This is a genomic window from Micromonospora sp. RL09-050-HVF-A (assembly GCF_019374995.1).
Taxonomy (GTDB): domain Bacteria; phylum Actinomycetota; class Actinomycetes; order Mycobacteriales; family Micromonosporaceae; genus Micromonospora; species Micromonospora antibiotica.
On record NZ_JAGKQP010000002.1, the window covers coordinates 5,698,909 to 5,710,451 of the forward strand.

General features: G+C 72.1%; 8 protein-coding genes. 3 read left to right on the top strand and 5 right to left on the bottom strand.

Annotated features, from left to right (window positions below):
- Positions 1 to 43: 43 nt before the first annotated feature.
- Positions 44 to 925 (top strand): 4,5-DOPA dioxygenase extradiol, encoded by an 882-nt coding sequence (gene ygiD, locus J7462_RS25375; RefSeq protein ID WP_308291024.1) that lies wholly within the window; start codon positions 44 to 46, stop codon positions 923 to 925.
- A gap of 142 nt (positions 926 to 1,067) precedes the next feature.
- Positions 1,068 to 1,268, top strand: coding sequence for a DUF397 domain-containing protein (locus J7462_RS25380; protein ID WP_219467478.1), 201 nt, complete (start codon positions 1,068 to 1,070; stop codon positions 1,266 to 1,268).
- A gap of 146 nt (positions 1,269 to 1,414) precedes the next feature.
- On the opposite strand, the gene J7462_RS25385 is transcribed toward J7462_RS25380, so the two are convergent.
- From J7462_RS25385 to J7462_RS25405, 5 genes are all read right to left on the bottom strand, one after another.
- Positions 1,415 to 2,122, bottom strand: coding sequence for an EcsC family protein (locus tag J7462_RS25385; protein ID WP_219467480.1), 708 nt, complete (start codon positions 2,120 to 2,122; stop codon positions 1,415 to 1,417).
- A gap of 218 nt (positions 2,123 to 2,340) precedes the next feature.
- On the bottom strand, positions 2,341 to 6,435 hold the full coding sequence (locus tag J7462_RS25390; RefSeq protein ID WP_219467485.1) for an Ig-like domain-containing protein: 4,095 nt from the start codon (positions 6,433 to 6,435) through the stop codon (positions 2,341 to 2,343).
- Positions 6,436 to 6,679: 244 nt separating this feature from the next.
- A complete protein-coding gene (locus J7462_RS25395) occupies positions 6,680 to 7,453 on the bottom strand; it encodes a hypothetical protein (protein ID WP_308291131.1) in 774 nt (257 codons plus the stop codon).
- Between the two features lie 2 nt (positions 7,454 to 7,455).
- Positions 7,456 to 7,779, bottom strand: a complete 324-nt coding sequence (locus J7462_RS25400) for a sigma factor (RefSeq protein WP_255597899.1) — start codon at positions 7,777 to 7,779, stop codon at positions 7,456 to 7,458.
- A 174-nt stretch (positions 7,780 to 7,953) separates the two neighbouring features.
- Positions 7,954 to 10,383 carry a DUF4153 domain-containing protein gene (locus J7462_RS25405; RefSeq protein ID WP_308291025.1) on the bottom strand — a complete coding sequence of 810 codons (2,430 nt, stop codon included), beginning with the start codon at positions 10,381 to 10,383 and terminating at the stop codon, positions 7,954 to 7,956.
- Positions 10,384 to 10,520: 137 nt separating this feature from the next.
- On the opposite strand from J7462_RS25405, the gene J7462_RS25410 reads away from it, so the two are divergent.
- On the top strand, positions 10,521 to 11,474 hold the full coding sequence (locus J7462_RS25410) for a lytic polysaccharide monooxygenase (RefSeq protein WP_219467491.1): 954 nt from the start codon (positions 10,521 to 10,523) through the stop codon (positions 11,472 to 11,474).
- Positions 11,475 to 11,543 lie beyond the last annotated feature (69 nt).

Genomic DNA, 11,543 nt, shown 5'->3' on the forward strand with positions numbered 1-11,543 from the left:
CAGCCCGCGCCGTACGAACCGGTCCGCCCGGAGGGAAGCTCACGTGTCTTCAGACGTACCACCCGCCCCGGAGGTCGTGATGCCCGCGGCGTTCCTGGGCCACGGCAACCCGATGAACGCTCTCGAGGTCAACCGGTACACCTCGGCGTGGAAAGCCTTCGGCGCTGCGGTGCCGCGTCCACGCGCGATCCTGGTGGTGAGTGCTCACTGGTACATCAATGCCACGGCCGTCACCGCGATGCCCCGGCCGAGGACCATTCACGACTTCTACGGGTTCCCCCGGGAGTTGTTCGAGGTGCAGTACCCGGCTCCAGGGCTGCCCGAACTGGCCGAGGAGGTCAGTGACGTCGTCCATCCGACCTGGGTCGGGGCCGACGTCGACAGCTGGGGCATCGACCATGGCACCTGGTCGGTGCTGATGCACGCCTTTCCTGAGGCGACGATTCCCGTCGTCCAGCTCAGCATCAACGCGGACAAGTCGTTTGACTACCACCTTCAACTGGGTGCCCGGCTCGCTCCACTGCGCCGGCGTGGTGTGCTGATCGTGGCGAGCGGCAACGTGGTGCACAACCTGGGTGGCATGGACTGGGCGCTGACTGACGACGGGTTCGACTGGGCGCGGCGCTTCGACGAGGACGCCACCTCCCGGATGCTGACCGACCCGGGCGAGTACGCGACTCTCGACGCCCACGGGGACTTCCGCCGGGCGGTGCCGACGCCTGATCACTTCATTCCCGCGTTGTACCTCGCGGGTCTCGCCGCTGCCACGGACGCGCCTGACACCGGAATTCTTGTGGACGGTTACGCCTACGGCTCGTTGTCGATGACCGCGTACACCCTGGGGATGTCCTGCCCGCAGTTCGACGGCCGGGGCGGATCGCCCCAGCCGCCGTCCGGCCTGCCGCCGGACGGGTCCAACATCTGAGGGAGTGCCGGCTGTACCCGGCGGCAGGCTCAGTCCAGCCGGGTCGCGGACTACGTCGTCACCTTCGCCGAGGCACGCGAGCGGGCGTTAAACTCGGCGGAATCGCTGGAGTTGATCCGGCGGATCGCCAGGAGATGACGTGATGACCGCTCTCCCCACCCCCGATCGTGGCTGGTTCAAGTCCTCCCGCAGCGCGAACAACGCGGCCTGCGTCGAGGTGCGGTTCGTCGATGGCGCGGTGGACGTCCGCGACACCAAGGACCGCACCGGCCCGGTGCTCGCCTTTGACGGCCGCTCCTGGGCCAGCTTCCTGACCGGCCTCAAGGCCGACACCACGAGCTGACCTGCACCCTGAACCCGGAAGTTACCCCTGCGGCGTTGGCGGCCAGATCCGTTCTGGCCGCAGCCCCGCTCCGGCGGATCGACCGTTCTGGGCGGTAGGGCAGGCGCGCTCTTCTCGTCGGCCTGGTCGCGCTGTAACCCTGCGGCTCAGATGGATGCCGGGAAGTTGGCCTTGGCCGCGCGGCCCACCAGAGCGGTGAGGGCGGCATCCATCCCGGCTCCGACGAGGCCCCCCGCGATCGGGATGCCCTTGGCCAGCGTGATGGCCGAACGCTGCGTCCCGTACTTGGCGAGAAGCATGAAGCCGACCTGTGCGTTGATCTTCCGAATGACGGCGATCGGGATCGCCCTGATCATGTGGGCGGTCAACTTCGCCCCGATCTGGACTCCCGCCGCCTGGAGCGAGCCCGCCAACGTTCCGCCTGCCGTGGTGAGAACGATGAAGGTCTGGAATTGCGGGTCCGAGATGTCGTAACCCCGCAGGTACGCGATCGACCCGACGAGTCGCGCGTTGATCACCAGTGACCCGGCGATGTTCGCGGGGAGGGTGACGGGCATGGCCACGAAACCGCCCAGACCGGTGACGAACCCGTTCGTCGACGCCGCAGCCACCGACTCCTTGATCAGTCGATCGATCACCCGCTCGATCGCCGCTTCGCTCGCGTTGTCACGCAGGGGCGCCCCGTCGGAGTCGACGATCGAGCAGGCCGGGAGGGCCTTGCCGAGGCGGGCCTCCGCGTAGGGGATCGACCCGGTGATCGGGCCGACGCCATCCTGGATGACCTTCACGGTCAGGTTCTGGAAGTGGCGGGCTATCGCGTTGGAAGGACCCTCGCTGTGCTCGTCCGCGTCCATCGTTGCTCCGTTCCTGGCCCTACAGATCAGCCGGCCGGTGACCAGGTGCGGGGTCGCACCGGTGCAGGCGTCGACCGCCGGACGTACGTATGATCCAGATAGGAGATACCAGATCGTCGGTTCGATCGGCTAACTGACAGACCCGGTGCGACGCGGCCTGCCGGTACACGTGCCGAGGGGAGGGATCCTCCGGGATCCCTCCCCTCAGTGCTGGGCCGTCACGACCTGATCAGGGTCACCTGCACCGTCTCACCCGGGCTCTGCCCGGCCGCGTTGGCGAACCCGACGGTGAACGCCACGTCCAGCCGACCGGTCCTGACCAGCGTCTGCCGGTACGCGGGCGCGACCGTCACGGTCACCGTCACCGTGTTGGCCTTGGCCACCTGCCGGCTGACCGCGTTGACCTTCTCACCGGTGAGGGTGAGGGTGCCGGCCGTGTTGACCGTCGCGGTGAGCGTCGCCGTACCCGAGGTGGGGTCGGCCTGCACCGACCCGATCCGTACGGTCGGTGCCGGGGTCGCCGGATCCACCGTGCCGACGACCGGCTTGGACAGCGTCGACTGCCCGGACGAGTCGACGACCATCGCCTGGAACCTGACCTGCTTGCCGGCGTCCTTCGCCGCCGGTGTCCAGTCGAACAGGTAGGGGGCGGTGGTGCTGGTGCCGACCAGGGTGCCGTTGACGAACAGGCTCGTCGAGGCGATGGCGAAGTCGTCGGTGCCCCGGATCAGCGGGTGCACCGTCGACCCGACCTGGAACACCGCCCCGCGTCCCGGGTCGGCCAGCTCGGCTGAGGGTGCGGCGTCGGCGACCCGACCCACCGTGGTCGGCACCGCCGGTGGCGGGGTCGGTCGGCGCTTGGTGACGGTGACCGTGGCGCTGCCGGTGCCGTCCACGCCGGAGATCGCCTCGATGCCGGTGGCCGGGACCGCCGGACCGCCCGGCACCGGCTGCCCGCTGCCGAGGTAGCTGCCGGTCAGCGCGAACGGTGCGCCCTCGCGTACCGCGGTGTTGTCGGCGTTGGCGTTGTAGACGGCGAAGCCGTTGCCGGTGAGGACGTTGCGGGTGCCGGTGAGCGCCCCGGCCGTCTCGGTGCCGGCGTCGGTGAGCAGGATGCCGTACGACCGCGACGGCGCGGGCGCGAAGTAGTTCCCGGTGATCCGGCTGGTGTTGACGAAACCGTCAGTCCCGCTGGTGTACGCGATGCCGGTCTGCGGGAACCGGCTGTTCGGCTCGCCGGTGACCACGGTGTCGGTCACGTACCCGTGCTGGCGGATGCCGGAGCGGACGGTGGTCTCGGGGGTGCCGTCGCGGCCCCGCGCGCCGTCGAAGAGGATGCCCCCGGACTGGTAGCCGCTGACCACGCTGCCGGTGACGGTCAGCTCGCTCTCGACGGTGCCGGTGCCCGCCCCCCGGATGATGCCGGTCTTGACGATGCCCCAGCCGTGCGGGTGTGCGGCGAGTTCCTCGTCGGTGGTCGCGACCCGCAGCGGGCCGACGACGCTGTCGGCGACCCGGCCGGCCGCGCCGAAGAACGTGATACCCGCCTCGGCCCAGACGTCGCCGGAGGTGACCGTCACGCCGGAGAGGTCGAGGAACATCTCGTTGGTGTCGGTCGAGCCGAGCGACTGCCGGGACACGGTGATCACGTTGCCGCCGCCGTCACGCAGGTACGGCTGGTCGCCGGCCAGGTTGCCCAGCGACGGGTCCGGCTTGATGGTGACCTTGTCCGCGCCGGCCCCCTTGATCTTCAGGGGCTTGGTGATGGTCAGGCCGTTGCGGGCACCGGTCTGCACCGGGTTGGACGCGTGGTTCACCGGTGTCGACGACTCCTGGTAGACACCCGCGCAGACCACGATGGTGTCCCACGGCGACGCGAAGTCGACGGCCCGCTGGATCGAGGTGAAGTCCGCCGTCGGGCACTGCTTGCGGTCGTCGTCGACAGTCCAGGTGGTGTTGCCCTGCGGGTTGGCCACCGGGTCGACGAGCGCGACGGTGCCCGGGGTGTTGTCGTAACCGGCGAGGTAGGTCGCCGGGTCGGGGCCGCCGAGGGCGGACGGGCCGTGACCCGCGCCGTCGGCCCGGTCGCCGTCCGACAGGAGCCGCGCCCCCGCGTCGGATTCCTGGAAGCGTACGTCGGCCAGCTCGATCGAGCCGGACTTCGGCAGGTCGCCCACCCCGAACCGGAGTTCCAGCTTCGCCAGCGCGCCGACGTCGACGCCCTGCGCCGCGAACTCGGCCAGCGGGACCCGGATCTGGTCCAGGACGATGTGGGTGTTCGGGGTGTTCGTGCCGGTCGACATGTGCAGGGCGTTGCCCCAGCGGGGGTCACCGGCGTCTACGGTCCCCTCGTGACCGGCGGCGTCGCGCAGCGCGATCTGGAACCGTTGGGTCGTCGAGGCCGGGTCGTACGACGTGGGTTTCTCGTTGGGCCACACCGGGTTCGTCGGGGTGCCGACGACGGTGGTGTCCCGGGTATTGTCGCCCCGGTTGTCGGCCCCCGGGTTGCGGGTGTCGAAGAAGTTGACGGCGGCGCTCATGGCCAGCGCCTTCAGGTGCCGTACGTCGGCGGACGCGGCCGGGATCGCGGCGGTCAGCGACGCGGCCGAGCCCGGCTCCCAGGCGAGGGTGAGCTGTCGGCCGTAGGAGTGGTTGATCGGGCTGTTCTCCCGGGTGCCGTTCTGCCCGCCGAGCGCGCCCGCCGTCGGCAGCGGGCAGGGCTTGGCGGCGGTCGGCAACCCGGTCTTCCCGAGCTGCGCCGGGGCGAAGTCCTGCGGCTCCGGGTTGCACCAGTCGTACCCGCCGAGGGTGCTCGCCGGTTTCGGGGTGACCCCGGCGGCCTGCGCGTACGGGTCGGCGAAGCCGGTGCCGGTCAGGGTGCCGCCGAGGGCGTTGCGGGTGAGCGGGTTGTTCACCTCGGGCCGGATCACGTCCACCCGTTCCTGCGGTGCGGCGAAGTAGCTGGTGTTGACCCGCTCGTTGCATCCGATCGCCGTGCCGGACGGGCTGGTCGGGCAGGCCGACGCGGGGACCTGCAACCCGCCGGGGGTGTTCGCCAGCTCACCGGTCAGGTAGGGCTGGAACGCGCCCTCGCCGCCGACGTACCGCCTGAAGAACGCCGCCATCGTCGCCAGCCCCAGCTTCTCCTGGTCGCCCATCCGGGCCGGATCGCCGGAGAACTTGGTGTTCACGGCCGGGTTCAGCGGGTCGGAGTTGTCGATGGCGTAGTTCAGGTCGGGGTCGGTGTAGCTGGCCGCGCCGCTGAGCCGCAGGTTGTGCGGGTGGATGTTGTTCGTCGCGAACGGCGCCGAGTTGCCGCAGGCCGCGTCGTTGTTGGCCTGGCCGTCCGCGCCGCCGTCGGCGTACCAGACGGTGTTGTACCAGTTGTGGATCGCCCCGAGGTGCTCCACCTGGATGCGGGGGAACGGGTCGCCCGGGTTGACGTACTGGCTGCGTTCGAACAGCCGCGCGCCCTGCAGGTTGGACACGTCACCGTCGCACATCGGCAGGATCGACAGGTACGGCATCCCGTACGGGGCCTTGCGCTCGTAGTCCACCGGGGCGAGCGAGATCACCCCACGCAGCGGGTAACGCGGCCCGTCGGTGCGGATGCGGTTGTAGTCGATGAAGCTGGACACCGCGTCACCACCGCGCGAGTGGCCCATCAGGCCGATGCGGGTCAGGTCGAGGCGGCCGGCGAGGGTGGTGCCGACGGTGGTGTGCGCGTCGACCGGCAGCCCACCGTGGCGGTTCGCCGCGCTCAGCGCGTCCAGGGTGGCGGCGATGAGCATCCGGCGGCTGTGCATGCCCTTGCCCTTGTTGCCGTCCTGCCGCATCATCAGCTGGTCCTGGGACACCGAGAACGTGGTGTAACCCCAGGTGGCGAGGTTCTCCGCGAGGTAGGCGTAGCCGTTCTCGTTGTGCTTGAACTGGGCGCAGGTGAGCTGGGCGGTGTCCTGGCCCGAGTCGCACGAACCGTGGTTGCCGTGCACCAGCACGAGCACCGGCGACGGCGCGGTGCGTCGGGTGAAGTCCGGTGTGTAAAGCTGGCCCCGGATCTCGATCCGCTCCGGGGCCTGCGCGGTCCCGGCCGTCGGGTCGGCGCCTGAGGAGTTCGGTTCCTGGATGCTGGCGAGGCCGAACTTGGCCTCCTGGACGGCCTGGTGGCCGAAAGGGCCACGGGCCGTCGGGTCGGGCAGGTCGGTCGTGGACGCCGGGGGCGGTGCGACCACGGTGGGTGACGCCGCGGCGGCCGGTGCCGCCAGTGCCAGCGGGGCGGTCATCGCGACGATCACCGGGAGGAGTACGCGCATGCTCCTCGATGTTCGTACCGTCAAAGGATTCTCCTCGGAGCGAGTTGAGCGTTCAACGATCGCGAACGCTAACCAGCCCCCGTTTCTCCGAGGTTTCCGTTGACAGCCGTTTTCCGGCTGATCGAATACTGTCCTACCAGGGGAAATGCGCCATCGGCGGTGATCGGGCGGATGATCGGACGGATGCTGGAATTGCGGATGGCCGCCGCCAATCAGGCCACCCGCTCATCCCGGTCACGTCGGGTCAGCGCACCTGGAACCGGTCGTCGGCGGCGAGGGCCGCGAGTCGATCCACCGTGAACGGCAGCGCGGCCAGTTCCGGTTGCCCGTCGCCGAGCCGCCGCGACTGCGCCACGAAGACCACCACCCCGTCCGGATGCCGGTACGCCGCCCACTGGTCGAACCGGTCGTCGTCACCGGGGCGGACCACCACGCCGACCTGCGCCGCCCCGACGGTTACCACCTCGCAGTCGCCCGGCATGCCCCAGAACTGCCGGGCCAGCGGGCACGGCTCGGTCGGCAGTTGGTTACCGGCACTGTGCACCTCGACGAGCAACCGACCCATCCGTTGCCCCTGCTGCAGGGTGAGCGAGGACGTGTAGCTCCACACCTCGACGCCGTCCACCCTGTCGTCGAACTGTGCCTGGTGGTCGCGCAGCAGTGGCTGGCCGGCCGGGGGGTTCGCCGGGTCCGCCGGCACGGTGTAGCCGGCCGGCACCACCGCGACGAGGTCGTCGAGCAGCCGGGCCGCCTGGTCGTACCGGGTGCCGGCCCGGGCCGTCCGGTCCTCCTGGGGCCGACCGTCCGGCCCGGTCGGCCAGGCCGGTTTGGTGTCGTGCACCGACGGCGGCGGGACGGGGCCGACGCCCGGGGTGAACCCGTCGGAGCCGGGTGCGCCGACGGCCCCGATGGCCCCGACCCCGACCACCGCCAGCAGCGCCGCCGTCAACCCGACGCCGGCCCAGGTGGCACGACGGCGTACCCGGGCCCGGCGGCCGGAACGCAGCGCAGCGTCCACACTCAACGACGGCGGCCGGGTGGCGACCGGGTCTCCGGTGACTCGGGGGGCGTCGGCCGGTCGGTCTGCTCGTCGCCCACCCGTTCCCGCCGCCACCAGCCGCGCCGCCGTTCGTCGAGGAACGTCCGGACCAGGATCTGGCGTACGTAGGCGTCCAGCACCTCGTGCCGGGACACCCGGTTCCAGACCAGGTAGAGCTTCGTGAACGCGGTCTGCACCAGGTCCTCCGCCCGGTGCCAGTCGCCGCAGAGCAGGTACGCGGTGCCGCGCATCGCCTCCGACCGCGCTGCGAAGTACGCCGCGAACGCCGTGTCGCGATCACCCATCCAGGCCTCCGATCACCGATTCGAGATAGTCACGCGGGGTCCGGGGCCGGGGGTTGCCTGGGCGGGCGGAAAACGTGTGCCGGCAGTCCGGTGGTGGCCCGCCCGCGCCGTCGCCGGGCCTACCTGACGCCGCTGCCCGGCCGGTGCGTCACCGGGCCGGGCAGCGGGTGGGGGTCAGCGCGGGGTGCGTCGGGTCTTCGGCAGGTCGAACTGGTCGGCGGCCTTGCAGTCCTTCTGCCCGCCGATCGCGCGGGGGCCCAGCCGGTCCAGCTCCGCACGGGCCCGACTGCGGCCCAGGTTCCAGGCGTACCACGGGTCGGGCTCGGCGAGGTCGTCGTCGATCCAGCTCAGCGTGCAGCGGCGGACCCGGTCCGGCAGGTTGGCCAGGGCGGGGGTGGCGTCGGCGGAGAGCGCCCGCAGGTACCAGGCGTCGATCTTGCCGGTCTGTTCGTAGCGGGCGATGTTGCGGCGGGCCGCGTAGTCCTCCGGGTTGAGCACGGCCAGGCTGAGCAGCATCACCACGGCCAGCCCGACGGTGACGCCGGGGATCCACCGGCCCCGCCACCGCACCCCCGCCACCAGGATCATCAGGAAGACCGCGCCGAGCAGCAGCTCGAAGGCCATCACGAAGATCCGCTCACCGGTGAAGCTGTAGACCTTCTGGTAGGTGTACATCCGGGACAGTGCCGACACCACGATCACCACGCTGAGCGCGCTGATCAGTCCGAGCAGGACCCGCAGCAGGACCCGTTCGACCCTGGTCTCCCGGCGGGCCCACCGGCTGACCCCGCCCAGCACCGCCACGGTCAGCAGCGTGACCACGGTCAGCTGCCAGAACCCGCTGCGGGCGTACTCGGCGTAGCTCAGGCCGGCGGTGCGCAGGACGTGCCGCTGCCCGCCGAAGAGCACGGTGAACTGCACCGCGACGAAGCCGACGAAGAGCAGGGTCAGGGCGGCGATGGCCGGCGCCCACTCCAGGGTCCCCCAGTGACGTCGACCCTCCCGGTCGACCGTCGACAGGTCCGGCGGGGCGGCCAGGGTGTAGGTGGCGGCGACCGCGATCAGCCCACCCACCACGGCCAGGAAGAGCCAGCGGAACACCGTACCGGCGTTGATCTCGGGCACGATCGCGCCGAGCACCTGGTCGAAGGCGGCGTCGGCGGAGGAGAGCAGCAGCCCGAAGACGAGCAGCACCACGGCGGTGGCGGCGACCGATCCGACGACCCGGGGCACCAGCTGGCCCGAGCCGGTGGTGCTCACGTGCCGGCGTACCCAGGGCAGCCCGCGCAGCGCCGCGAACGGAGCCGCGACCAGGCTGAACAGGATCGAACGGACCTGTCTTCCGCCCACGATGGCCAACGTCGCACAGCCCAGCGCCCCGAGCACGCAGAAGGTCACCAACCACCAGGCGTTGCGGAAGGCCAGTACGGCCAGCAACGCCAACGCGCCCGCCGCCCAGCCACCCCGGATCAGACGATCGGTGCGGGTCAGCGTCCCGGTGCTGCGGCGGACAGCGGCGACCACCCCGACGGTCAGGATCAACCAGCCGAGGAACCAGCCGATGCCGGTGCGGCTCAGGGGCACGAAGAACGCCACGCCCAACGCCCCGGCCAGAACCCCCGCCGGCACCGCCCACCCGGTGGCGGGCCGGGGGCCGGGCCACCGGGTGCTGAGGAACGACGGCGGGGGTGAGGTCGGGTGCCAGCCCGTCGGTGGGCCACCCCAGTGCGGAGCCGGCCGCCCACCGGCCGCCGGCCCGGGCGTCCCGGGCCAACCGGGCCCCGCCGTCGCCGTCCCGCCGGTGCCGGGTGTCGCAGGCTGCCCGACCCCGGGTCGGTCGGGCCCGGGGGTCGCCGTCCCGCCGGTGCGGGGCGTCGCGGGCTGGCCGGCCGCGCCCGGCGTCGCCGTGCCGCCGCCGGCCGTCGCGGGTTGGCCGGCCCCGGACGGCGTGGGCCCGCTGGTGGCGGGTGTCGCGGGTTGGCCGGTGCCGGACGGCGTGGGCCCGCTGGTGGCGGGCGTCGCGGGTTGGCCGGTGCCGGGCTGCGGGTCGCCCACCGTCGAGGTCGGTGGGGTCGGAGCGCCATCGGCCGTGGTGCCATCGGCCGTGGTGCCATCGGCCGTGGTGGCGGCGGTTGGAGTGCTGCCGGTCGGGGTGGCGGCGGTGCGTGGTGCCGGGACGGTCACCGACCTGGCCTGCTCGCCGACCACCGACCCACCGGACGCAGTCGCCGCCGACACACCGGGAGCCGACACACCGGGAGCCGACGCACCGGGAGCCGGCCCACCGGCCGGTTGGTCGCCGGGTGGCGCGGTGGCGTTGCCGTCTGCGTGGTCGGCCGGCGCGACGGCGGGCGGGACCGCGACCGGAGTGACGTCGCCTGCCGGCACCAGCGGCAGGAAGATGGCGTACCCGAGGGTGCCGTCCGGGATCTGGACGGGGATGGCCCACCCGGGCTCACCCTCCCGACCGGGCCACCTGATGGCCGGGGGCATCCCCGCCACGGTGGGCATGGTCAGCAGATGGGGCACCCCGTCGGCGGGCGGGGACCCGGGCGGCGGTGGGCTGCCCCCCGGGGAGTCTTTCGTCGGCTCCGGCTCGGACACGGTGTGCTCCTTGATGCGGGAAGTGCGGTCACTGTAGAGCGAACCGGTCTCCGTCGCGGCCCCGCCGCCGGCACGACGCGTCGGATCGTCGAACCTTTGCCCGCCCGCATCCGTACCAAGGGCGGGAGGTCGACCAGATGACCGTACGCCGAACGTTCGCCGCGCTCGCGGTCGTGGCGGTGACCGTGCTGCTCCCGGCGGCTCCCGCCGCCGCGCACGGCGCTCCGACCAGCCCGCTGAGCCGTTCGGCGGCCTGTGGCCCGGAAGGGCCGCACGTCTCCACGCCGGCCTGCCTGGCCGCGGTGTCGGCGGGCGCGGCGCTGCGCGAGTGGGACAACATCCGGGTGTACGGCGTGGCCGGCCGGGACCGGGAACGCATCCCGGACGGTGAGCTGTGCAGCGGCGGGCTCTCCGCCTACCGGGGGTTGGACCTGGCCCGGGCCGACTGGCCGGCGACGGAGCTGACCGCCGGGGCGAGGTACACGTTCCGTTACCGGGGCACGATCCCGCACAAGGGCACCTTCCGGCTCTACACCACCCGCTCCGGGTACGACCCGCGGACGCCGCTGCGCTGGGCCGACCTCGACACGATCCCGTTCCTGTCGGTGACCGACCCGCCGTTGCGGGACGGGTCGTACCAGATTCCGGGGCGGTTGCCCGCCGGGTTGACCGGCCGGCACCTGATCTACACGGTGTGGCAGAACTCCGACACCCCGGACACCTACTATTCCTGCTCGGACGTGCTGTTCCGATCGGCGGGCAGGGTGCTCGCGGCCACCCCGACGGACACCGCCCCGACCCCGTCGTCGACCGCTGCGGCGACCGGTGCCGACCCTGACCCGGTGGCCCCCACCGACGCCACGTCGGACGTCGACGGGTCCGGCGGCGCGGGGGAGGAGGCCGGCGTGCCGGTGGCGTCGGTGACCCAGGTCGGGGGCGGCAACCTGCGGCTGGTCGTGGGCGCGGCGGTGGTGGTGACCGTACTGCTGGTGGCGGCGGTGGCGACCCGGCTGCGCCGACCGGCTCCCGTGCCGCCCGGCCGGCCGTGTGGCGTCCGCAACCACCGTGCCGGCCGCCGCCGCATCTGGTGAGCCCGCCGTGCGGGCCACCCGGGCCCGCATGATCCACGCAACGTCGCCCAGGTAGCGGTATCCCCAGGC